This is a genomic window from Corynebacterium sp. LK2537, from assembly GCF_040946485.1.
Taxonomy (GTDB): Bacteria; Actinomycetota; Actinomycetes; order Mycobacteriales; family Mycobacteriaceae; genus Corynebacterium.
This window is the reverse complement of record NZ_JAYWLQ010000005.1, coordinates 181,186-204,206: the sequence shown is the minus strand read 5'-3', so window position 1 is coordinate 204,206 and position 23,021 is coordinate 181,186. Positions and strand designations below refer to the sequence as shown.

Annotated in this window: 17 protein-coding genes, 4 tRNA genes and 1 CRISPR repeat array; of the genes, 16 read left to right on the top strand and 5 right to left on the bottom strand. The window is 64.8% G+C overall.

Features of this window, described 5'->3' with window-relative positions; translation table 11 throughout:
• Nucleotides 1–70 precede the first annotated feature (70 nt).
• A CRISPR array of direct repeats spans nucleotides 71–1,386; the repeat unit is 36 nt; unit sequence GCTGGGGTTCAGTTCTCAAAAGCCCTGATAGACTTC.
• A 51-nt stretch (nucleotides 1,387–1,437) separates the two neighbouring features.
• Genes cas2 through cas9 form a run of 3 tightly spaced genes read right to left on the bottom strand, consistent with a single transcriptional unit; the run spans nucleotide 1,438 to nucleotide 5,994 of the window.
• A complete protein-coding gene (gene cas2 / locus VVS03_RS08540; protein ID WP_368520736.1) occupies nucleotides 1,438–1,767 on the bottom strand; it encodes a CRISPR-associated endonuclease Cas2 in 330 nt (109 codons plus the stop codon).
• Nucleotides 1,748–2,668, bottom strand: a complete 921-nt coding sequence (gene cas1, locus VVS03_RS08535; RefSeq protein ID WP_368520737.1) for a type II CRISPR-associated endonuclease Cas1 — start codon at nucleotides 2,666–2,668, stop codon at nucleotides 1,748–1,750. The genes cas2 and cas1 overlap by 20 nt, the downstream gene beginning before the upstream one ends.
• 2 nt (nucleotides 2,669–2,670) lie before the next feature.
• A complete protein-coding gene (gene cas9 / locus VVS03_RS08530; RefSeq protein ID WP_368534668.1) occupies nucleotides 2,671–5,994 on the bottom strand; it encodes a type II CRISPR RNA-guided endonuclease Cas9 in 3,324 nt (1,107 codons plus the stop codon).
• A 239-nt stretch (nucleotides 5,995–6,233) separates the two neighbouring features.
• Between cas9 and VVS03_RS08525 the strand changes: the two genes are divergently transcribed.
• From VVS03_RS08525 to VVS03_RS08495, 7 genes are all read left to right on the top strand, one after another.
• Entirely contained in the window at nucleotides 6,234–7,259 is a 1,026-nt protein-coding gene (locus tag VVS03_RS08525) for an o-succinylbenzoate synthase (RefSeq protein ID WP_368534667.1), read from the top strand.
• A 57-nt stretch (nucleotides 7,260–7,316) separates the two neighbouring features.
• Nucleotides 7,317–9,731 carry an excinuclease ABC subunit A gene (locus tag VVS03_RS08520; protein WP_368534666.1) on the top strand — a complete coding sequence of 805 codons (2,415 nt, stop codon included), beginning with the start codon at nucleotides 7,317–7,319 and terminating at the stop codon, nucleotides 9,729–9,731.
• A gap of 63 nt (nucleotides 9,732–9,794) precedes the next feature.
• Nucleotides 9,795–10,442, top strand: a complete 648-nt coding sequence (locus tag VVS03_RS08515) for a hypothetical protein (RefSeq protein ID WP_368534665.1) — start codon at nucleotides 9,795–9,797, stop codon at nucleotides 10,440–10,442.
• A gap of 21 nt (nucleotides 10,443–10,463) precedes the next feature.
• Entirely contained in the window at nucleotides 10,464–12,125 is a 1,662-nt protein-coding gene (gene menD / locus VVS03_RS08510; protein WP_368534664.1) for a 2-succinyl-5-enolpyruvyl-6-hydroxy-3-cyclohexene-1-carboxylic-acid synthase, read from the top strand.
• Between the two features lie 13 nt (nucleotides 12,126–12,138).
• Nucleotides 12,139–12,582 (top strand): DUF3592 domain-containing protein, encoded by a 444-nt coding sequence (locus tag VVS03_RS08505; RefSeq protein ID WP_368534663.1) that lies wholly within the window; start codon nucleotides 12,139–12,141, stop codon nucleotides 12,580–12,582.
• 56 nt (nucleotides 12,583–12,638) lie between these two features.
• Nucleotides 12,639–13,838: a glycosyltransferase family 4 protein gene (locus VVS03_RS08500; protein ID WP_368520744.1), complete on the top strand. Its 1,200-nt coding sequence runs from the start codon at nucleotides 12,639–12,641 to the stop codon at nucleotides 13,836–13,838.
• Between the two features lie 11 nt (nucleotides 13,839–13,849).
• Nucleotides 13,850–14,542 (top strand): demethylmenaquinone methyltransferase, encoded by a 693-nt coding sequence (locus VVS03_RS08495; protein WP_368520745.1) that lies wholly within the window; start codon nucleotides 13,850–13,852, stop codon nucleotides 14,540–14,542.
• Between the two features lie 5 nt (nucleotides 14,543–14,547).
• Here VVS03_RS08495 and VVS03_RS08490 read toward each other — a convergent pair whose 3' ends face one another.
• A complete protein-coding gene (locus VVS03_RS08490) occupies nucleotides 14,548–15,810 on the bottom strand; it encodes a geranylgeranyl reductase family protein (protein WP_368520746.1) in 1,263 nt (420 codons plus the stop codon).
• Between the two features lie 115 nt (nucleotides 15,811–15,925).
• Between VVS03_RS08490 and VVS03_RS08485 the strand changes: the two genes are divergently transcribed.
• Complete coding sequence (locus tag VVS03_RS08485) at nucleotides 15,926–16,942, top strand: polyprenyl synthetase family protein (protein WP_368520747.1); 1,017 nt, start codon at nucleotides 15,926–15,928, stop codon at nucleotides 16,940–16,942.
• Nucleotides 16,943–17,040: 98 nt separating this feature from the next.
• A tRNA-Tyr gene (locus VVS03_RS08480) sits at nucleotides 17,041–17,125 on the top strand.
• A 72-nt stretch (nucleotides 17,126–17,197) separates the two neighbouring features.
• Here VVS03_RS08480 and VVS03_RS08475 read toward each other — a convergent pair.
• Nucleotides 17,198–19,204, bottom strand: coding sequence for a M3 family metallopeptidase (locus VVS03_RS08475; RefSeq protein WP_368520842.1), 2,007 nt, complete (start codon nucleotides 19,202–19,204; stop codon nucleotides 17,198–17,200).
• A gap of 508 nt (nucleotides 19,205–19,712) precedes the next feature.
• Here VVS03_RS08475 and VVS03_RS08470 point away from each other — a divergent pair.
• The 7 genes from VVS03_RS08470 (at nucleotide 19,713) to rplA (ending at nucleotide 22,994) form a co-directional block, all read left to right on the top strand.
• A tRNA-Thr gene (locus tag VVS03_RS08470) sits at nucleotides 19,713–19,785 on the top strand.
• Nucleotides 19,786–19,838: 53 nt separating this feature from the next.
• A tRNA-Met gene (locus VVS03_RS08465) sits at nucleotides 19,839–19,910 on the top strand.
• Nucleotides 19,911–20,034: 124 nt separating this feature from the next.
• A tRNA-Trp gene (locus tag VVS03_RS08460) sits at nucleotides 20,035–20,110 on the top strand.
• A 31-nt stretch (nucleotides 20,111–20,141) separates the two neighbouring features.
• Entirely contained in the window at nucleotides 20,142–20,474 is a 333-nt protein-coding gene (secE, locus tag VVS03_RS08455; RefSeq protein ID WP_368520748.1) for a preprotein translocase subunit SecE, read from the top strand.
• Between the two features lie 129 nt (nucleotides 20,475–20,603).
• Entirely contained in the window at nucleotides 20,604–21,533 is a 930-nt protein-coding gene (gene nusG / locus VVS03_RS08450) for a transcription termination/antitermination protein NusG (RefSeq protein ID WP_368520749.1), read from the top strand.
• 235 nt (nucleotides 21,534–21,768) lie between these two features.
• Nucleotides 21,769–22,206: a 50S ribosomal protein L11 gene (gene rplK, locus VVS03_RS08445; RefSeq protein WP_290224617.1), complete on the top strand. Its 438-nt coding sequence runs from the start codon at nucleotides 21,769–21,771 to the stop codon at nucleotides 22,204–22,206.
• Nucleotides 22,207–22,286: 80 nt separating this feature from the next.
• Entirely contained in the window at nucleotides 22,287–22,994 is a 708-nt protein-coding gene (gene rplA, locus VVS03_RS08440; RefSeq protein WP_368520750.1) for a 50S ribosomal protein L1, read from the top strand.
• Nucleotides 22,995–23,021: the final 27 nt, after the last annotated feature.

Genomic DNA, 23,021 nt, shown 5'->3' with positions numbered 1-23,021 from the left:
CCGCAAGGCAAATAGGCTCTGGCCCTCAAGGAATCTTGGGGGTCATCTTCTATTTCTAGAAGCCCCAAACGCTGGGGTTCAGTTCTCAAAAGCCCTGGTAGACTTCAACGCAGGACGCGACTCCACCCGTGCCTGCTGGGGTTCAGTTCTCAAAAGCCCTGATAGACTTCCCGAGGCTGTCGGCAAGGGCACGAACATGCTGGGGTTCAGTTCTCAAAAGCCCTGATAGACTTCCGCTAAGAGTATTGCATTTAGCCGCCACGCTGGGGTTCAGTTCTCAAAAGCCCTGATAGACTTCTTGTGGCCTACAACAAGTCCGAAACTTTGCTGGGGTTCAGTTCTCAAAAGCCCTGATAGACTTCGCCGAGAATTGCGGCTGCTCTTCGGGCGGCTGGGGTTCAGTTCTCAAAAGCCCTGATAGACTTCCCCACATTTGACGACAATTTGACGACACGCTGGGGTTCAGTTCTCAAAAGCCCTGATAGACTTCGAGGCCGGTATTCGCGACGCCCTATCGGGCTGGGGTTCAGTTCTCAAAAGCCCTGATAGACTTCATCGCCACCTTCACTGACACGCACAGCTGCTGGGGTTCAGTTCTCAAAAGCCCTGATAGACTTCTCGTGGAGACCGTCTACAACAACGGCATGCTGGGGTTCAGTTCTCAAAAGCCCTGATAGACTTCACGGCGCGGTATGGGAATCCACCATCAAGCTGGGGTTCAGTTCTCAAAAGCCCTGATAGACTTCAAGGGGATTATGTGCACGTGCTGGATACGCTGGGGTTCAGTTCTCAAAAGCCCTGATAGACTTCGACGTCTGCCACTTATGCGGTCGAGCTGGCTGGGGTTCAGTTCTCAAAAGCCCTGATAGACTTCGACGCACCGCCGCATCGTCGGTCAACCCGCTGGGGTTCAGTTCTCAAAAGCCCTGATAGACTTCAAGACCCCTGGCCTTAGCACACACAGCAGCTGGGGTTCAGTTCTCAAAAGCCCTGATAGACTTCGGGCGGATAAAAACGCGGTTGCCGTTCGGCTGGGGTTCAGTTCTCAAAAGCCCTGATAGACTTCCCTCGGCCTCGATCTGCTTCAACCGGGCGCTGGGGTTCAGTTCTCAAAAGCCCTGATAGACTTCAAAGCTGCAAGGAAAGCAGCAATCGACAGCTGGGGTTCAGTTCTCAAAAGCCCTGATAGACTTCGCCGTGTACAGCATGTTCCACGCGCCAAGCTGGGGTTCAGTTCTCAAAAGCCCTGATAGACTTCGCCGTCGCACAGTCGCAGGATGGCAAAGGCTGGGGTTCAGTTCTCAAAAGCCCTGATAGACTTCTGGGGAGGGCGGAGTGGGGAGAAAGGACGCTGGGGTTCAGTTCTCAAAAGCCCTGATAGACTTCAGGTGGGCTTGGAAAAGCCCATTTACCTGGGTCTATTTTGGTGATCTTGGACTAAAATATGACGAGCTGGCTAGGAGTAGTGTCCGCAGGGACCTCTTTTTCTTTCGAGAATCGGATGACTTTAGACCATTGGGCATCAGTGACCGAAAGTATTCGGATATCTCCCCCCGAAGGTAGCTCCGTTTTTATCTGTTTTACCGTCGCTGCCACTCGAGAAGCCAAAGGGAAATACTGGACATAGACGCTCAGTTGAGCTCGGCAGAAGCCGAGGTCCAAGAGGTGATTACGGAATTTGTTGGCGTCTCGAGTTTCCTTTTTTGTCTTGACTGGGAGATCAAACATTACGACGCACCACACTGGTTCACTGCCCTTCGCCGGCATCTAGTAGCCCCTTCCACTGAGGTACCTTGAGAGACTTGACTTCACCTTCGACGTAAAGCCCATAGTGCTGGGCGAATTCGTTGAAAACAGTGGGAAGAGACTTCCCGTCTCCGTTGAAGCTTCCTGTCATACGAATCGAAAGCGTTTGTTTGATCCATGGAGTTAAGTCCTCCGCAGGAGTCACTGTGCTGAAGACTATCTGGTCAACCATCGGTCGGAAAGGCTCCATGAGATCATCGACTAGGGCGAAGGCGTTGCTGCGGCCGCGATGGAAGAGGCCGAGTGTCCCCGCCAGACCTGCGCTTGTAATAGCTCGTATGCCGTACCCTCGCAGAAGAGTGTAGGCATAATCGAGTGCGCTATTCCATCCTGCTTCACCTGCTCCCGGAATTCGAGAAAAGCCCTGTCCATCGGAAATCAAGGACCAGTAAATTCGTGCAGCCCGTGCCTCGTGGTTATCGGGATCTCCGGAACGGACTTTGCCGGCAAGTTCATTGAGTTTTGCAGAAGGATACCCCGTGATTGCCTCCGCAGTCCGGCTTTGGCCGTAGATCTTTGCTGAAATGACTCGTGCCCATGCTTGCTTCTTCCTTGGAAGCGAAAGCTCTGCCTGGCAGCGCTGGCGAATACCCACCCGCGTGTGGTCATGCCACGGAATAGCGCCAGCTACTGGAACCTGTCGCCAATCGCACACAATTAACGAGATGTCGTATTCGCTGAGCTTCATGACGACAGCTCCTGACACGCTCGTTTTCGAACCGATGAGCACTACAGCTACTTGTGCGAGCGGGATGGCGACCTCCGACTCTTTTTCAGGTTGCCGGACAATTATCTGCCCGCGTCTGTATCCAAGAGAGCCTTCGAGGCCGATACAGTCGATGACTCGCCATCCCGATTTCATGATCAGTCAGCCTTCCAAGTGACAGGGAGATGCGCAGAACTAGTTAACCGGGGCCTACCCAAGGAATCACGGCGAACAACGACTACGCTGCCATCATGGAAAACTTTGTTTACTGCCGGTAGCCAACCAGGGCGGTCGATAATTTTCTTCAGGTCATCTGAGGCAGCATTGTCGAGGCCCTCGGCGCTCAATTGCAATGGCCGAAGCCTCAGCTTTGAATTAGAAAAGAACCCGTCCAACCTCCATCGTCGGACTTGACCGAGCTCGTTCTGCATACCGGCGACCTGCCCGGTGTTGAATTTGGACGTGTCGATGACTAGCTCGTCGTCGACCACAATCCAGCCCAGGTATTCGGCGGTTCCTTCGGCTAGGGCCTTACGTAGCTTGGGTTCGGACTGGCGTACAGACATGGTCTGCGGTTTGAGCTCGACGCTGAAGAGATCCTCGTTGCGGTGTCGGACCAAATCCGTGTTGTAGACGCGCAGCATGCAGTAAGCGTGCTTCTTTCCGCTCGGGACGCGGTAGATGCGCGCGTGGTGGAAACGGCTGAGCTCAGCGTAACCGCCGCGTACCTTGATAGCGCCCGCCCCGACGGGGAAGACCTCAACCGTGTCGTTGTCTTTAGCGCTGAACCACGTCCCGTTGACTCGGATTCGGCGGTCAGGGTTAGCGGGCAGTCCTTCCTTGGGATCGAAGTCTGGTTCGCGGGTAAGAGCACACCAGAGCGCTTCCGTCGAGGCGCGGTCGATGTCGGTGATGCTGATTTCAGACCCGAGCGGGATCTTCTTCAGCTTGCCGATCGTGTCTTCGTGAGCGCGGCTGTTGCCCAATCGCAGTCGCAAATTCGAGGTGACGACAACGCGATCTTCATCCAGCGCCTGCTGCAGTAGGGCGGCTAGCTTCTGCATGCGGGGCAACCATTGGCGCCAGGCTGCGCGGTGCGCGTCATCAATGCCGGTGAATTCCTTCCACTGTTCGGCTTCGCCTGTGAGCTTTGCTGCTTCACGCTTGTTGCTGCGCAGCACGAGAGTTTCAGCCACATAGTTTTGCACGAAGGAGACCACTGCAGCGTCCACGGCATGGTGACGGCGGTCCAAACGGGATTTGCCGGTCCCATCGATAAACCGAAGCTTCCGAGAGATACCGGAGGCGCCACGAGCTTCAGCCGTGATCTGGCCGCGGTATACACTCACCGCGGTGTCGCTAGCAGTGTAGGTCTGCGCCACGCGGGCCCGGAGTTCGTTTGCCATCCAAGCGACGGATTCTATGGAGCGGTTGTCGATAGGCTCATCGACTGCCGTGCGCTTGAATCGCTGGCACACGCTGTCGCGGAACTTGTTGAAGTCACGCTTCGTCAGACCGGAGTCTTCGACCCAGTGGCGGGTGCGTTCGAGTGCTTCCTTCACGCTGACGCCGGGGATGGAAGAAGATTCGGCCCATACTGCGAAGGGAACATTCTTCTTCGACAGGTTGCAGCGGTGGCAGACCGCCACGAGATTGTCACGAGTGTTCGTCGAGCCCTCACCAGCGCGCGGGACGATATGGTCCATCTCGCAGTTGGTGTAGGTAATCGTGTCGCCGCAGTAGGCGCACTTGCAGTTCTGGCGTTGAACAGACTGGTACCGCCACAGGTCGGACTTTCGCGGTTTGCCCTCCATCCCGAGGTTTTCCTGCATCTTCGAGAGCAACTCATAGTTGCGCTTCGTCCGTCGGTTAATGTCACGGTCAATTTCGATCGACTTGGCACGGCTGACGAAGCCATCGCGGACGTGCTCAATAACGACAGACTCGGGCGCACCCCACTCGTTGGTCGCGGCATTGAGCCAACGCGCGACCGTCTTGAGGACGCGGTCCACAGCGGGGTTTCCTACCGGTTCCCCGATCGGTGGTGCAGGTGGTGCCCAATCCTCGGGGATACCGAACTCTTCGCGCTGGGCGCGGTGGAGGTCGAGATTGTCCTCGAGCATGCGTCGGGTAAGGCGAACCAAGGTGTCCTCGCTGTAGGCAGCGCGGCCCATGGGCAGGTGCAGTTGATCAAGCTTTTCGTGCTCAGTTTCCTCGAGCTCAGCGAAGAAAGCCTGGACCAGGGCGCCTTCGGCGGAGTCCCAATCGTCCACCTCAGCATTGGACAAAGACTTCAGCATGGCCGCCCGCTCGGCGTCGTTTGCGCCCTTCCACCAGTTCGCCAAAGCCTTGACCTTGCTGGACAAGATGGTGCGGTTGGTGTCGTGCACCGGAGGCTTTGCTCCTGCGCGTTCGCCGTCGTTGGTCATCGTCGCCGTGCCGAGTAATTCGCCGCGGTCGATTTGCAGGATCTCTGCGACGTCCAACCAAGAAGGAGTCTTCTTCGGATCCAAGTTGACTAGGTGGTCAAAGACCAGCAGCTTTTGCTCCTTAGTGAGCTCGTCCTTGGACGAGCCATTGCGGATGCGCAGGTTTCCGATGAGCGCGGCGATACGGTAGCGCTGGAAGGCATCCGAAGCTTTGAGCGCACGATCCAGTTTGGGCTGTAGCGGGTCCTTGCCCACACGGCCGACCTGCGCGCCCTTCGGGGACTCGGCCGCGAAAACGTGATTGATGAGCTCTTTTCGAAGGGTGTCGTCAATCTTCTGGGTCTTACAGATCTCGTTAATTTCGCGCGCGTGATCGACCTGTTGAAGGCGTGCAGAAATCACCGCGGTTTTCACCTCGTCACCACGGCCGGCTTTTTCCTTGGCTTGGTCTTTCTTCTTCCCGCCGCCACGGATGCGATCTACGCCGAGCTGTGCAAAAGAGATCAGCTGGGCAACGGTGGCGTCCGCGGGGATCTTCTTGCCGGTCTTTGCCTCGAGCTCTTCGCGGATAGCTTCAAAGGCGTCGCTAGGCTCGCCGGGGGAGTAGAGGGAGACGGTCTTGACATACGGATTACGCCAGCCGCGGTGATTGGCAATGTGTCGCATCGCGATGGACAGCTTCTCGCCCCGCTCGGCTTCGTCGGCGATGAAGCCGTTGGCTAGTTCGACGCGTGCTTTCCATGGCAGGTAGGGGTCGGAGTAGCTCTCGAAGGGGAGGGTGGTCCAGCTCTGCTTTTCGAGGAATTTCTCGAGCTTAATCATGCGGTGGCGTCGTCGGCGGTACAGGCGGCGCGTGCGTCGAGCGACACCGGAGACGGCGAGACGAGTGATCGCGGTTTTCTGAGAATCGGGATCCAGACCCGAGTCATGGATGAATGACACAGCACTGAGGATTTCCGTGGGGAATCCGGCGTCGTCGATAGCAATGGCGGCGCAACCGACCGAGTAGGAGCCGACATCGATGCCTACGCGGTATTTCTGGGGAGTCGTCATGGTAGGGGGACAAGGCCTTTCGGGTAGTAGAAAAGCCGATGCCCGAAGGCATCGGCTGGAGCAATCGGTACCGATAACGAGTCGGTCCTTACTGAGGTTCAATTCTCACTAAAGACTTTATGTCTAGACAGCGTATTTGGCAACACAATTTCTTGATATATTCACCACATTTTCTCCCCTTGGCGCAGCGCCGGTACCTACCCACCCGGCTCTTGGTACCTGCCCAGTAGGCTGGGGACATGAATCTTGATGATGTTTTAGACCGCGCTCACGTGGTCCAGCTGCCCATGGCGGTGAAGTTCCGTGGGGTGACCAGCCGGGAGGCGCTGCTCATTGACGGGCCGAAGGGCTGGGGTGAGTTCGCTCCCTTCCTGGAATACGGGCCGGAAGAATCCGCGCACTGGCTGCAGGCCGGCTTGGAGGCCGCCTACCAGGGCTTCCCGGTGCCGTTGCGGGACACGGTTGAGGTCAACGGCACGATCCCGGCGGTGCCGGCGGAGCAGGTCCCGGAGGTCATGCAGCGCTACCCGGGCTGCACCACCCTCAAGATTAAGGTGGCGGAAAAGGGACAGACCCTGGGTGATGACATCGCGCGCGTGGCGGCCGTGCGTGAGCACGTGGCGGCCACGGGTGCCACGCCGGTGCTGCGCGTGGATGCCAACTGCGGCTGGACCGTGGACCAGGCGGTGGAGGCCGCGCAGCGCCTCATGCCGCTGGATTACATGGAGCAGCCCTGCCAGACCGCGGAGGAGCTAGCCGAGGTGCGCAACCAGCTCATGCGCCGCGGTATTTTCGTGCGCGTGGCCGCGGATGAGTCCATCCGCAAGGTCGAAGACCCGTTCCGGGTGGCCGAGCTGAAGGCCGCGGACGTGGCCGTCGTGAAGCCGGCGCCGCTGGGTGGCGTGCGCCGGGTGTTGAGCATCGCCAGCGAGCTGCGCGCTAGGCACATGGACATCACGGTGGCCTCCGCGCTGGATACCTCCGTCGGTATCAGCATGGGGCTGGCTGCCGTGGCGGCGCTGCCCAAGATTGCTGATGACGAGGACATTGACGTCGCCCCGGCCGCAGCGGGGCTGGCGACCGGTTCGTTGTTCCTCGAGGACGTCGCCGCGCCCCGGGAGATCGTCGACGGGCATCTCAAGGTAGACGCCGCCGTCCCGGAGCCGGACCGCCTGGCCGCACTGGCCGCCCCGGCGGACCGCCGCGACTGGTGGTTCGAGCGCCTGCGCCAGGCCTGGGAGTTCGTGCCTGCCCAGGAAGACTAATAGGGGACGTGCGGTGGGCCGCGCTGCTGTTAGCTTTCTGGACGTAGGCTGGATGGCATGACGGAAGGAATGATTTCGGTCCGAGACGCCCACCTGCACAACCTGCGCCACGTCAACGTGGACTTGCCACGCGGCAGGTTGGTTGCGGTCACGGGGGTCTCCGGCTCGGGTAAGTCGTCGCTGGCGTTTGGCACCATTCACGGCGAGGGCCAGCGGCGGTACTTGGAGTCCGTGGCGCCGTTCGCCCGGCGGCTGATCGGCTCGGCCGTGGACCCGCAGGTCGAGTCCATCACGGGCCTGCCGCCCACGGTGGCGCTGCAGCAATCGACCTCCGGCGGTGGGGCGCGCTCCACCGTCGGGACGGTCTCCGCGATGGCGAATACGCTGCGCCTGTTGTACTCCCGCGCCGGCAACAACCCGGAGGGGCTCTACTCGGATTCCTTTTCCCCGAACACCCCGGAGGGCATGTGCCCGACCTGCCAGGGCCAGGGCGTGGAACACGTCCCGACGGAGGCCTCCATGGTTCCGGACCCCAGCTTGAGCATCGAGGACGGCGCCATCGCTGCTTGGCCGGGGGCGTGGGCCGGCAAGAATTTCCACGACATTCTGGAGGAACTGGGCTTCGATCTGGACAGCCCGTGGCAGGACCTGCCGGAACAGGACCGGCAGTGGATCCTCTTTACCGACGAGCGGCCTGTCGTCACCGTCAAGCCGCACCGCGGGGCCGACCAGATCCAGCGCAACTACCAGGGCACGTGGCGCTCTGTGGCCGGATACCTGAACAAGACCCTGGCCGAGACCGAGTCGGACACCCTGCGCCGGCGCACTCTGTCCTTCATGGAATCGCGCAGCTGCCCCACCTGCCACGGCCGCCGGCTAAACCCGCGGGCGCTCGAGGTCACCTACGCGGGCCGGCCCATCGATGCCACCAACGCGTTGCCGCTCGACCAGCTGCACGCCGAGCTGAGCGAGCGTAGCCCCGAAGAAAACTCGGCCGAGGACCTGCTGCTCAAGCAGCTGGTGCCGACGCTGGCCTCCGCGGTGGAGCTGGGGCTGGGCCACCTCAGCCTGGATAGGCCCACTGCCACACTGTCGGCCGGCGAGCTGCAGCGCCTGCGCCTGGCCGGGCAGCTGCGCGCCGGGCTCTTCGGCGTGGCCTACGTGCTCGACGAGCCCTCGGCGGGCCTGCACCCGCAGGAGCGCGCCGCGGTGGCGCAGATGTGCCAGCGCTTCCTCGCCGAGGGAAACAGCGTCCTGCTGGTCGAGCACGACATGAACCTGGTGGCCCAGGCCGACTGGATTGTCGACGTCGGGCCGCAGGCCGGCAGCGGCGGCGGGGAGATTGTCTTCTCCGGCCCCGTGGACGAATTCATGGACCAGGCCGACTCGCCGACCGCGCGGGCGCTGCGCCACCGGAAGCGCGAGCCGAAGAACACCCCGCGCGAGGCCACCGGCCTGCTGGAGCTGCGCGGCGTCCAGGCCCGCAACATGGACGATCTCACCGTAAACCTCGGGTTGGGCCAGTTCACCGTGGTCGCCGGGGTGTCTGGCTCGGGCAAGTCCACACTGGTCAGCACCGTTCTGGCCGGCAAGCTGCGCGAGGAACTGACCGCGGTGACGGACACCGAAGAAGCCGGCGGGTGGTCCATCGACTCCGTTGGCGGGCTCGACCAGCTCAAGCGCGTGGTGCAGATTACCCAGAAGCCCATCGGCCGCACGCCGCGCTCCACCCTAGCCACCTACACCGGCCTCTTCGACGCGGTCCGCAAGCTGTTTGCCGGCACCGACTACGCCCGCGGACGCAAGTGGACGGTCAGCCGCTTTTCCTACAACACCAAGCAAGGCCAGTGCCCGACCTGCCAGGGCGCGGGCAAGATCGAAGTTGAGCTGGTCTTCCTCCCCGGCGCCTACACCACCTGCCCGGACTGCGGCGGGGCCCGCTACAACGCTAAGACCCTGGAGGCGACCTGGCGCGGGTACACCATCGCCGACATCCTGGCCCTGACCGTGGACCAGGCCAGCGAGGTCTTCGACGCTGATGATAAGGCCGAGGCCAAGGTGGCGCGTGCCATCGAGACCCTCCAGGCCGTCGGGCTGGGCTACCTGCAGCTGGGCCAGGGCGCGCCGGAGCTGTCCGGCGGCGAGGCCCAGCGCATCAAGCTGGCCACCGAGCTGCAGCGCTCCCGCAACTCGCGCCGCGGCCACACCATGTACCTGTTGGACGAGCCCACCACGGGCCTGCACCCGCAGGACGCCGCGCTGCTGGGCGCCGAGCTCAACCGCCTCGTGGACGCCGGCAACAGCGTCGTGGTGGTGGAGCACGACCTGTCCTTTATCGCCCAGGCCGACCGCGTCGTGGAGATGGGCCCGGGCGCGGGCAGCCAGGGCGGACAGATCGTGGCGGACGCGGCTCCGGCGGAGTTGGCGCGCCTGGATACTCCCACGGGCAAGGCTCTGCGCGCGGCGGTCTAGTGGGGCGGGTGCGCCGGGGCGGGGCTGTACTCGGCGCGCCCCGATCCGGTACTAATGGGAGTTATGCCTAATCGTTACGATAATTCCGACGACGAGACGCGCTATATCGGCCGCGTCCCTAACAGCGGCAACCAGCAGCCGCAGGGCGGCCAGGAGCGCCCGCGTCAGTACTTCCCGGGCGAATACGACCCGAACCAGCCCCAGACGCAGCAGTACCAGGCCGGCTACCAGCAGCCGGGCCAAGAAACCTACGCGGGGCAGCCCGGCTACCACCAGGACAACTACGAGGGTGGCTACCAAGATAACTACCAGGGCAATTACCAGCAGCCGGTCAGCGACTACGAGCCGCCGCGAGAGAAGAAGTCCGGCTCGGGCCTGGCCGGGGTCCTGGGTGCGCTGGCCGTTCTAGCGCTGGTGGCCGCCGGCGCGCTGTTCTTCCTGTGGCGCAACGCCGCCAGCGAGGCGGACAAGCCCGCGCCGAAGCCGGTGACCGAGACGGTCACCCACACCACGCAGCAGCCGACCACCGTCACCGAAACCGAGACCACCACGGATAGCTCCGGCGAGGGCGAGAGCCTCCGGGACCGCGGCCGGGATCTGATCCCGTCGGAGGTGCCGGATGACCTGTTGCCGGAGAACACCGAAGACATGGATGTCGAGGGCTGGCTGCAGGATCTCTTCGGCGAAGGCGGAGCACTGGAAAACCAGTAGAGGCAGCTAGACTTAGCCACTATGACTGGCACGCAAGACAATTCCCCCGCCCGCGCGACCGACGCCACCGAGGTGGCGCGGGCAGTCGCAAGCGAACTAGCTAATCACCTCACCGACGTGGTCATCTGCCCGGGCTCCCGCAACGCGCCGCTGTCGCTGGCGCTGATTGCCCAGCCGGGCATCCGCGTCCACACCCGCCTGGACGAGCGCGCCGCCGCCTTCCTGGCGCTGGGCATGGCGCGCGTCCAGCGCCGCGCGGTCGGGGTCGTGATGACCTCTGGCACCGCGGTGGCGCACACGCTGCCGGCGATGATCGAAGCCTCCTACGCGCACCTGCCCCTGGCCGTGATTTCGGCCGATCGCCCCGCGCGCCTAGTCGGCACGGGTGCCTCCCAGACCATCGAGCAGCAGGGGATTTTCGGCCGCTACGCCGAGACCACCCAGGTCACCACGGTCGAAGACGCCGCCAACATCGGCGAGCGCTTCGCCCGCGACCAGCAGGTCCACATCAACGTCGCGCTGGACAACCCGCTGGTGGGAGAGCAGCTGCCGGAGCCGGGCGCTGCCCCGGCGAGCGCGCCGCGGGCATCGAGCGCGGGCTGGGTCGACCACGGCGAGGTGGAGATCGACTTGAGCCGCAACACCCTGGTCATCGCCGGCGACGAGGCCTGGGCAGTGGAGGGCCTGGAAGACGTGCCCACCATCGCCGAGCCCAGCGCCCCGGCGCCGTACCACCCGGTGCACCCGGCGGCGGCGCACATCTTCCGCCGCGCCCAGGTCAGCGCGAACGACTACGTGGTCAACACCAAGGTCGAGCAGGTCATCGTGGTCGGCCACCCGACCCTGCACCGCGCGGTGCTGGCGCTAATCAATGATCCGGACATCGAGCTGGTGACCCTCTCGCGCACCGCGGACTTCACCAACCCGCGCGGGGAGCACGCCCGCCGCGGCACCCGGGTGAAGGTCACCGGCGAGGTCAGCCGCGAGTGGTACCGCATCTGCCAGGGCGCGGCCGAGGTCGGCGCCGAGGCGGTGCGCTCCGCGCTGGAGAACGAGGACTACGGATTCACCGGCCTGCATGCGGCCGCCGCCGTCGCCGACACCCTGGCGGTGTGCGATTACTTCGTGGTGGGCGCTTCCAACCCGGTGCGGGACGCCTCCCTGGTGGGGCTGCCCTTCGACGGGGTGGAGACCTACTCCCAGCGCGGCGTCGCCGGCATCGACGGCACCGTGGCCCAGGCCGTCGGCATCGCGCTGGCCGGCCAGTCCCTGCACGCGGACCTGCCGCGGGCCCCGCGCACCGTGGCGCTTCTGGGAGACGTCACCTTCCTCCACGACGCCTCCTCGCTGCTTATCGGGCCTGATAACCCGCGCCCGGAAAACCTGACCATCGTGGTGGCCAACGACGACGGCGGCGGCATCTTCGAGACCCTCGAGGTCGGCCAGGAGGGCCTGCGCGGCTCCTTCGAGCAGGCCTTCGGCACCCCGCACGAGGCGGACATCGAGTCCCTGGTCCGCGGTTACGGCGCCGACTACCGCCGCACCGAGACCCCGCAGGAGCTCCTCGACGTGCTGGCGGAGCTGAAGGAATACTCCGCCGGCGTGACCGTGGTCGAGGCCCGCACGACCCGGGAAACCCGCCGCGGTCTGAACGCGGCCATCCGTTCCCACGCGGGCGAATAGGTAGACCCACCCCATGCAGCAGAGACGCCACCGTCCCGCCATCCTGCGCCGGCGCGGCCGCCAGCTCATCTTGGGCGCCTACGCCGTGATGATCGTCGCCTCGATCGCGCTGGTGATAGGCCCCTGGCTCAACGACCGGGAGATCAACCAGAACCCGGGGCGGGCCCTGGCGACCGTCACGGACATCGACTGGCTGCGCACCACCGTCGACTTCCAGGATGAGTCCGGGCTCTACCACTCCCCGGAGACCGGGCTGCTCTATCCGTCCGGGCTGGGCGAGGGGCAGCGCGTGTGGGTGTCTTATTCCACCGCCGACCCGGAACTGGTCAAGGTGGAGGGCCGCGAGTGGACCCTGGCGGTCATTCCGGCGCTGTCCGTGTGGGCCGTGTCCACGGCGGCGGCTGCCGTATTGTGGTGGTTGTTAAACCGGGCAACCCGGGGTGTTAATAAAAATTAACCTCAAGTTCGCGCCCGGGCCACCAGCGGTTGAGTTTGATGAACAAGGATGAGCGTATGCGAGTAGCCATTGTTGCGGAATCTTTCCTCCCGAACGTCAACGGCGTGACCAACTCGGTCCTGCGCGTGCTTGAGCACCTGCACGCCAACGGGCACGAGGCCCTGGTGGTCGCGCCGGGCGCGCGGGACGGCCAGGAAGAGATCGCAGACTACTTGGGTTTCCGCATTCGCCGCGTGCCCACCGTGCGGGTGCCGCTGGTGGACTCCTTGCCCGTCGGCGTGCCGACCACGGAGGTGCTCGGCAGCCTGCGCGAGTTCCAGCCGGACATCATCCACCTGGCCAGCCCCTTCGTCCTGGGCGCGGCCGGGGCTTTCTCCGCCCGGCAGCTGCGCATCCCGGCCGTGGCGCTCTACCAGACCGACGTGGCAGGCTTTGCCACCAAATACCACGCCTCCGCCCTGGCGCACGGCGTGTGGGAGTGGCTGCGGATCATCCATAACTCCTGCCAGATGACCCTGGCGCCGTCCACGCCCACCATCGAGGACCTGGAAAAGCACAACGTGCGTAACGTCCGCCGCTGGGGCCGCGGCGTGGACGCGGAGCTGTTCCACCCCTCCAAGCGGGATGAGAAGCTGCGCCGCAGCTGGGATGCCAGCGGCAAGAAGAACATCGTCGGCTTCGTGGGCCGCCTGGCCGCCGAGAAGGGCGTGCACCGGCTCAGCGCGCTCAACGACCGAGACGATATCCAGCTGGTCATCGTGGGCGATGGCCCGGAGCGTCCCCTGCTGGAGGCCCAGCTGCCCACCGCGGTCTTCACCGGCGCCCTGAAGGGCGAGGAGCTGGCGCGCGCGTACGCGAGCCTCGACCTGTTCGTCCACGCCGGGGAGTTCGAGACCTTCTGCCAGTCCATCCAGGAGGCCCAGGCCTCGGGCGTGCCGACCATCGGCCCGCGCGCGGGCGGCCCGGTCGACCTCATCGACGAGGGCTACAACGGGCTGCTGCTGGACGTGGACACCTTCATCGAGGATCTGCCGCGCGCGGCCGAGGCCCTGCTCAACCCGGAGATCCACGCGGAGTTGTGCGCCAATGCCCGGGAGTCCATCCGCACCAAGACCTGGGAGGGGCTGTGCGAACAGCTCATGGGCTACTACGCCGAGGTGCTGGAGGAGACCCGCCGGGTGCCGCTGACCATCCTGGGGCAGCGCCCGGAGCTGCCGCGTTGGGCCGCGCGCGCCCTCGGCGCCCGAGTGGCCTAGACTAGACAGCCGTGGCTAAGGCAAATCTGGACAAGCAACCCTTCGACGTCGCGCACATGTTTGACGCGGTCGGGGAGAAATACGATCTGACCAACACGGTCCTGTCCTTCGGGCAGGACGCCGGTTGGCGCAAGCGCACCCGCGAGCGCCTCAACCTGCAGCCGGGCGAGAAGGTCCTCGACCTGGCCGCCGGCACCGCGGTGTCCACCGTGGAGCTGTCCAAGTCCGGCGCCTGGTGCGTGGCGTGCGATTTCTCCCGTGGCATGCTGGCCGCCGGCCGCGACCGCAACGTGCCCAAGGTGGCCGGCGACGGCATGCAGCTGCCGTTCGCGGACAACACCTTCGACGCGGTGACCATCTCCTACGGCCTGCGCAACATCCACGACTTCGAGCTGGGACTGCGGGAGATGGCGCGCGTGACCAAGCCCGGCGGGCGCCTGGCGGTCGCGGAGTTCTCCAAGCCCGTGGTGCCGGTCTTCGGCACGGTCTACAAGGAGTACCTGACCCGCCTGCTGCCGCCCATCGCCCGCGTGGTCTCCTCCAACCCGGAGGCCTATATCTACCTGGCAGAATCCATCCGCGCTTGGCCGGACCAGGAGGAGCTGGCCCAGGCCATCAACGCCAACGGCTGGTCTAACGCCGGCTGGCAGAACCTCACACTCGGCATCGTGGCGCTGCACTCGGCCACCAAGCCGGAGGAATAAACCTTTTAAGCCGCGTCCCAGAGCGGGGAGCCGCGCCGGGCGCTGGAAACGGTGTGGCCGGCTAGCTGCCAGGCGCGGGCGATGAGATCGCGGTCCTGCTCGGTGACCAGGTTGCCCATCAGGCGCGCGGCCGCAGGCATGAGGGCCCGGCCCACCGGCCCGCGCAGGCCCACCGGGCCGACCACGGGCAGGAACTGCGGGTAGGTCAAAAGGCGGGCGGCGGTACGTGCCAGGACGAAGGCCTCGCCGTAATCCGCGCGCAGCCGGTCCGGCCAGGCCAGGGTGAAGTCCTTCGGGCCCAGCATCTCCACCGCGCTCCGGGCGGTTTCCAGCCCGTAGTCGATGCCCTCGCCGTTGAGCGGGTTCACGCAGGCGGCCGCGTCCCCGATGAGCATCCAGTTGTCGCCCGCCACGTGGGAGACCGCCCCGCCCATGGGCAGCAGGGCCGAGGTCACCGCCTGGGTGGGGCCCAGCTGCCAGTCGGCGCGCTGCTGCTCGGCGTAGTGCTCCAGCAGCTTCTTGGTGTTGATCTTGGCCGGACGCTTGTCCGTGGACAGCGCCCCGCAGCCCAGGTTGACCTGGCCGGATTCGGTCCCCAGCGGGAAGATCCAGCCGTAGCCGGGCTGGACGGTGCCGTCGTTGTCCTTCAGCTCCACGTGGGAGTGCATCCAGGGCTCGTCCGCAAAGGGGCTGTCGCAGTAGGAGCGCGCGGCAATGCCGTAGACCTCCCCGCGGTGCCAGGTCCGGCCCAGCTGCTTGCCGAAGGTGGAGCGCACCCCGTCGGCCACGATGACCCAGCGCGGGCGCACCGTCTGCTCGCCCACCTGGAAAGACTCCACGCGGTTGCCGGCAAGCTGCGGGTCGGTGGCCGGCGCGCCGAGCAGGGGAGTGGCGCCGGCGGCGACGGCGGCTTCGAAGACCAGGTTGTCGAAGTCGTGGCGCGGCAGGGCCGAGCCCTCCGCGCACGGGTACGTGCTCGGCCAGGGGGCGGTGACGTGCCCGCCGTAGCCGTGCAGCTTCAGCCCCAGGTTGCGGTAGCCCGGGTTGACCGTGATGCCCAGCTGGTCCAGCTGGTGCATGGCCCGCGGGGTGAGCCCGTCGCCGCAGGTCTTGTCGCGGGGGAAAGAGGCGGCATCGACAAGCAGCACCTCGTAGCCGGCGCGGGCGGCGTGGATGGCGGCGGCCGAACCGGCCGGCCCGGCGCCGATGACCGCCACGTCGCAAGTGAGTGGGGAAGATGCGGGGATGTGCTGAGTCTGTGCCGACATGCCCCCTATTGTCGCATGCGCGCTTGCCCGCCGACCCCTCGACTATGTCTAAAAACGAGTATTGGACTACGGTTGAGGGAGTTAAATTAGAGTATCGACCCCAAGGATCGCCTCCATGACCAACGGCCCTACATCGTCCCGTGGCTCCTCGCAGTCCGTGGACTTGGGAGACCCCCAGCTGAACCAGCGCGTGGGGGCAGGCGTGGCAGCCGTCGAAGAATTGCTGCGCACTGAGATTACTCAGGGAGAGGATTTCGTCCACGAAAAGGCTCTCTACCTCGCGGAAGCCGGCGGCAAGCGCTTCCGCCCCGTCATGGCTTTGCTAGCCAGCGAATACGGCCCCGAGCCCGGCTCCGCCCGGGTGGTCAAGGCGGCCACCTCCGTGGAGATGGTGCACGTGGCTACCCTCTACCACGACGACGTCATGGACGAGGCAGAGCGCCGCCGCGGCGTGGAATCCGCCAACTCCCGCTGGGACAACTCCGTGGCCATCCTGGCCGGCGACGCCCTGCTGGCGCACGCCTCCCGCCTGATGAGCCAGCTGGACACCCACACCGTCGAGCACTTCGCGGAGACCTTCCAGACTCTGGTCACCGGCCAGATGCGCGAGACCATCGGGGCGGGCGAGGCGAACGCCATCGAGCACTACCGCGCCGTTATCGAGGAAAAGACCGCGGTGCTCATCGCCTCCGCCGGCTACCTGGGTGCCTACCACGCCGGCGCCGCCCCAGAGCACGCGCAGGCTCTCAAGCGCATCGGCAGTGCCGTCGGCATGATCTTCCAGATCGTCGACGACATCATCGACATCTTCTCCGACCCGGAGGAATCCGGGAAGACCCCGGGCACCGACCTGCGCGAGGGCGTATTCACCCTGCCGGTGCTCTACGCCCTGGAGGAAGACAGCCCCGCGGGCGAGCAGCTACGCGAGCTGCTCACCGGCCCGCTGGAGGACGACGCCACGGTCGAGCGCGCCATCGACCTGCTGCGCCAGTCCGCCGGCCGTCAGAAGGCCCTGGACGACGTGCGCTACTACCTGGACCAGGTGGATACCGAACTGGACCGCCTGCCGGACAACTCCGCCACCACGGCGCTGCGCCAGCTGGCCAGCTACACCGTTAAGCGCGTGGGCTAAGGCCTGCCCGCAAAACTCGTCGCGATAGCCCCCTTGCCTGCCGATTTGTGTCGGGCAGGGGGTTTCGTAGTAGAGTAACTACTCGCACCAAGGTGCACGCCAGGTTGCCCGAGCGGCCAAAGGGAGCGGACTGTAAATCCGCCGGCATTGCCTTCAGAAGTTCGAATCTTCTACCTGGCACCAACAACAACTCCCCTTCACTTTCGTGAAGGGGAGTTTTCTTGTGCCCGCGGATCCGGGACGAGTTCTTCTTTCCTAGCGGGAGCCGGCCAGGCCGCGGCGGACAAGCAGCGGGCGGATGTCCTTGTCGTGCCCGCGCCACTGGCGGAAGGCGTCGGTGAAATCGCGGGAGGCGCCCGCGGACAGGATCTGCTCGCGGAAGGCCTGCCCGGCCTGGCGCAGGGACTCCGCGTCGCGGAAGAGCTCGAAGCCGTCGGCGTCGAGGGCCTCGGCCCACAGGTAGGAGTAGTAGCCCGCGGAGTAGCCGCCGGCGAAGATGTGGTTGAAATACGTCGAGCGGTAGCGCGGGGCGATCCCGGTCTCTCCCAGGCCCACCTTCGCCAGGGCCTCCTGCTCGAAGTCGGCGATGGCCTCCGGGGTGGCGACCAGCTTCTCCGCCTCGGCGGCCGGCAGGCTGTGCCAGGCCAGGTCGATGACGGCCGCGGCGAGGTATTCCACCGTGGCGAAGCCCTGACCGAACTCGCGGGCGCGGCCCAGCGCCTCCAGCGTCTTGTCGGGGATGGGCTCGCCGGTGTCCACGTGGAAGGCATAGGCCTTCACCAGGCGGGGATCCAGCGCCCAGTTCTCATTAATCTGGCTGGGGAACTCCACCCAGTCCCGCGGCACGTTCGTGCCGGAGAAGGTCGGGTAGCGCACGTCGGAGAGCAGGCCGTGGAGGGCGTGGCCGAACTCGTGGAAGACCGTGTGCAGCTCGTCCTGGCTCAGCAGCACCGGCTGGCCCGCCGGCGGCTTGGACAGGTTCATCACGTTGACCACCACCGGGCGGGTGCCAAGCAGGCGGGACTGCTCCACGAACGTGCTCATCCAGGCCCCGCCGCGCTTGGAGGGGCGGGTGAAGTAGTCCGTCAGCAGCAGGCCCAGGCCGGTGCCGTCGGCATCCACGACCTCCCAGACGTCCACGTCCGGGGCGTAGCCGACCAAGTCCGGGCGCGGGTGGACCGTCACACCGTAGAGCATGTGCGCGGCCTGGAAGACCCCGTCGCTTAAGACCCGGTTGAGCGGGAAGTACTTGCGCAGCTCCTCCTCGTCGAGGGCGTAGTCGCGCTCGCGCACCCGGGACTGCCAGTAGGGCCAGTCCGCCGGGCCGAAGTCCGCGTCGTGGAAGCCGGCCTCCTCGCTCAACAGCTTGCCCTCGGCGGCGGCGTTGGCCGCGGCCGCCGGCGCCAGGTCCGCCAGCAGCTGCCGGGCCGCGTCCGCGGTACCCGCGGTCTCCTCCGCGATGACGTAGTCCGCGTGCGTGGCATAGCCCAAAAGCTCCGCGCGCCGGGCGCGCAGCCGCACCATCTCGGTCAGCACCGCGCCGTTGGATTCCGTCCCGCGCTGCTGGGAGGCCTCCCAGAGCTTTAACCGGGAGGCCGGGTCTGCCAGGCGCGCCTGCTCGGCCTGCTGGGTGGGCAGCTCCAGCGGCAGCACAAAGCCGGTGCGGCCCGCCTGGGCGGCGTAGTCCCGGGCCGCGGCCACGCGTTCTTCCGGCAGGCCGCGTAGCTGCTCGGCGCTGTCGAAGCCCACGGCCAGGCGTTTGGTGTCGTCCAGCAGGTGGCGGCCGAATTCCTCCGACAGCGCGGACAGGCGCTGGTTCAGGCGCGTCAGCTCCTCCTTGCCGGCGGCGTCCAGATCCGCGCCGCGGCGGGCGAAAGAGCGCAGGAGGTAGTCCAGCAAGCGCTGGGACTCGGGATCCTCCGGCGCGGTGACCGCCTTCAGCCGGGCGTAGAGCTCATCGTTCTGGTAGACGGCGTCGAAGTGGGCCGAGAGCTCCGGGAAGAGCTCGCCGGCCAGCTCCTGCATCTCCGGCGTGGAGTCGGTGCCCAGCAGGTTCGCGAAGTAGCTGACCACCCGCTCGAGGTCGCGGCCGGAGCGCTCCAGCGCTTCCACCGTGTTCTCCCAGCTGGGCTCCGCCGCGCCGATAGCGGCCACTTCCGCGTCGTGCCGGCGCAGCGCCTCGTCGAAGGCCGGGCGCACGTGCGCAAAAGAAATCGCGGCGAAATCCGGCAGCTGGTAATCCAGCTTCGAGGGCTCAAGCAGCGGATTGGCGGCTAGCTCCGCGGGATCCGCGGTGCGAGCCTGGGCCGCGGAATCAGAATCGGCGGGGCGGGAGGGTTGGTGAGACACAATCTTTCCTTTCTACGACGGCGGCGCGGCAAGCAGCTTTCCAGCCTGGGCAAACACCGGCCTTCGTAGCCGGCGCTGCAGCCGCAACGGCAAGGCCACCACGCTACGCCGCAGCCTGGGGCAGGGGCGCTAAATTACATCAAAGCTAGCACAACTGTGACCCGCGCTACACGGACTTTGGGGCGACCCGTGACGCCGGGGCGGACGCAGCGCGGCGCGGGGATTTCCGGGACGTGTCCCCGCCCGCGCTCGGCAGTGGCCGGAAGAGGGGCGCAACCAAGGCGAAAACAGGCGTTTTTAGAAGCTGTAAAAATAGCGTCTGTGCTGCCGATTTGTGAAAGTTTTAGGAATCGGGTTATTGTTATCAAGGCTTCAACGCGAGAGGGGCGGTAAGAATTACCGCTTGTCTTAACGAGGCTGTGCCCCCTTAGCTCAGTCGGCAGAGCGTTTCCATGGTAAGGAAAAGGTCGACAGTTCGATTCTGTCAGGGGGCTCTGTTCGTTTCTAGGGTATTATCCAACAGTGCCCTTTAAGGAAGCGGTCACTTGGCGGTGTAGCTCAGTGGTAGAGCAAGCGACTCATAATCGCTGTGTCGCGAGTTCAATTCTCGCCATCGCTACCGGGAACAAAAAGCGCCCTCGGGCGCTTTTTTATTACCGATCTCCACCGAAAATGAGGGCGGTTTATTTATTAACCCGCTACTCTGGTAGGGTAGTCCGTGCTGTTTTAAAAGCAGTACGCCTAGGGGCGTGGCGCAATTGGTAGCGCAACGGTCTCCAAAACCGTAGGTTGCAGGTTCGAGTCCTGTCGCCCCTGCCAAACTTATTTTCTAGCGAGGAGTTTAGACGTCGTGAGCGATAATCAGCGGCCAGATGCTGGCGCACAGCGCCCCACCGGCAAGCGTCAGCGCTCCGGCGCCTCCACGACCTCCTCTGCTGACTACGCCAAGAAGCACGGCGGCCAGGTCGCTACCGCGCGCCCGCAGGATGAAAAGCCGGGCAATGGCGTGGCTTCCTTCCTTCCCGAGGTTGTTACCGAGGTCAAGAAGGTCGTCTGGCCGACCGGCAAGGAAATGGTCCAGTACACCCTGGTGACCTTCGGCTTCCTGATCGTGCTGACCGCTCTGGTCTGGAGCGTCGACACGCTGACCGGCCTCGGAGTTGAGTGGGTGCTGACTCCTTAGTACACTAGGTAAACAGCAAGCTAGAAAGCTTAGTCCCGCCGCTTCCTGATGATGGGGAGGGCGGGATAATTTATTAGCCCACCGCCTATAATCGGTGGCACGCGAAACCCCAAGGTGAGGAAGAATCCAGTGAGCGAAGACAACAACCTCGAGAACTCCGTCGAGTCGGCCCTGTTGGAAAGCATCCAGGACAAGGCTGCCGACGCCGCCGAGAACGCGGACGGCGTCGAGAACGTCGAGAGCGCGGACAACGCCGCTACTGCCGAGGCCGGCGAAGGCGAGGCCCCGGCCGTGGCCGAGGGCGCCGAGAACGTGGACGGCGCCGCTACCGCCGAGGCCGCCGACGCCGCGCCGGCTGAGGGCCAGGCCGAGGAAGGCGCCGCGGGCGAAGAAGAGGTCGACCCGGAGGCGGACTACCGTCGCCGTCTGCGCGCTTTTACCTCCGAGCTGAAGAAGCGCGACGGCAAGTGGTACATCATCCAGTGCTACTCCGGCTACGAGAACAAGGTGAAGACCAACCTCGACATGCGCGCCCAGACCCTGGGCGTGGAGGACTCCATCTTCGAGGTCATCGTCCCGGTCGAGCAGGTGCTCGAGGCCAACAAGGACGGCAAGAAGAAGATCGTCAAGCGCAAGCTGCTGCCGGGCTACGTCCTGGTCCGCATGGAGCTCAACGACGCGGCCTGGTCCGTGGTCCGCGACACCCCGGGCGTTACCTCCTTCGTGGGCAACGAGGGTAACGCCACCGAGGTCAAGCCGCGCGAGGTTGCTAAGTTCCTGATGCCGAACGACACCGCCGCGAAGACCGGCGAGGCCGCCGCCAACGCCGCCGAGGGCGAGCAGGTCGTGGCCATGCCGGAGAAGGAAGCCAAGAAGAAGATCGCCCACGACTTCCAGGTGGGCGAGGCCGTGACTATCCTGTCCGGCCCGCTGGCCTCCGTGTCCGCGACCATCTCCGAGATCGACGAGGAGACCGGCAAGATGCAGGGCCTGGTCTCCATCTTTGGTCGCGAGACCCCGGTCGAGCTGTCGCCGACCGCTATCGAGCGCATCAACTAAAACTCACCCCAGTCTCCCGCTGGCGCGGAGCTCCGTGTCTCGCCAGCGCGGAGACAAACCGGGATTTGGGTCTGACAGGGCCCGTCCCGTAATATTGACCGGCGTGTGTGGCCAAGTGCCGCATACGCCGTTATTCGTTCATCCCCGGTGGCCGAACCGAAAGAGGGGAAGCATCCGGACGGCACCCGTTATTCATCGTGGCGGGCGTGCCGGTAACTAGGAAAGAGGTAATTCGATGGCTAAGAAGAAGGTTTCTGGCTTCATCAAGCTGCAGATCGAGGCTGGCGCCGCTAACCCGGCCCCGCCGGTTGGCCCGGCACTGGGTGCCCACGGCGTCAACATCATGGAGTTCTGCAAGGCTTACAACGCCGCAACCGAGAACCAGCGCGGCAACATCGTGCCGGTGGAGATCACCGTCTACGAGGATCGTTCCTTCGACTTCAAGCTGAAGACCCCGCCGGCAGCGAAGCTGCTGCTCAAGGCCGCCGGCATCAAGAAGGGCTCGGGCGTTCCGCACACCGACAAGGTTGGCTCTGTCACCTGGGATCAGTGCAAGGAAATCGCTCAGACCAAGTTCGAGGATCTGAACGCCCGCGACATCGAGAACGGCGCCCGCATCATCGCCGGTACCGCCCGCTCCATGGGCATCACCGTCGACGGCGCGCCGGCCTAAGAAACAACTGCATGTGGTAGGGCTAGCTCCGGCCCGCCAAAGACCACACCACCCTTTATTCAAGAAAAGGACTGCTAATAATGAGCACCAAATCCAAGGCTTACAAGGCCGCCGCGGAAAAGGTTGACTTTTCCCGCCTGTACCGTCCGCTAGAGGCCGCCAAGCTGGCCAAGGAGACCTCCTCCAAGAACTTCGACGCCACCGTCGACGTTGTCCTGCGCCTGGGCGTTGACCCGCGCAAGGCCGACCAGCTGGTCCGCGGCACCGTCTCCCTGCCGAACGGCACCGGTAAGGACGTCCGCGTGGCCGTCTTCGCCGAGGGCGAGAAGGCTACCGAGGCTGAGCAGGCGGGCGCCGACATCGTCGGCACCGAGCAGCTGCTCGAGGCCGTCAACGCCGGCAACCTGGACTTCGACGTGGCCATCGCCACCCCGGACCAGATGGCCAAGGTCGGCCGCGTGGCCCGCGTCCTGGGCCCGCGTGGTCTGATGCCGAACCCGAAGACCGGCACCGTGACCAACGATGTGGCTAAGGCCATCTCCGAGGTCAAGGGCGGCAAGATCTCCTTCCGCGTGGACAAGGCTGCTAACCTGCACGCCATCCTGGGCAAGGCTTCCTTCGACGCGGAGAAGCTGGCTGAGAACTACGGCGCCCTCATGGACGAGATCCAGCGCCTGAAGCCTTCCTCCGCGAAGGGCGTGTACATCAAGCGCGCCACCATCTCCACCACCTCCGGCCCCGGCATCCCTGTCGATGCCTCCGTGGTGAAGGACTACGCAGCGGAGTAAATCCCCGCCTCGCGTCACGGCGCCATG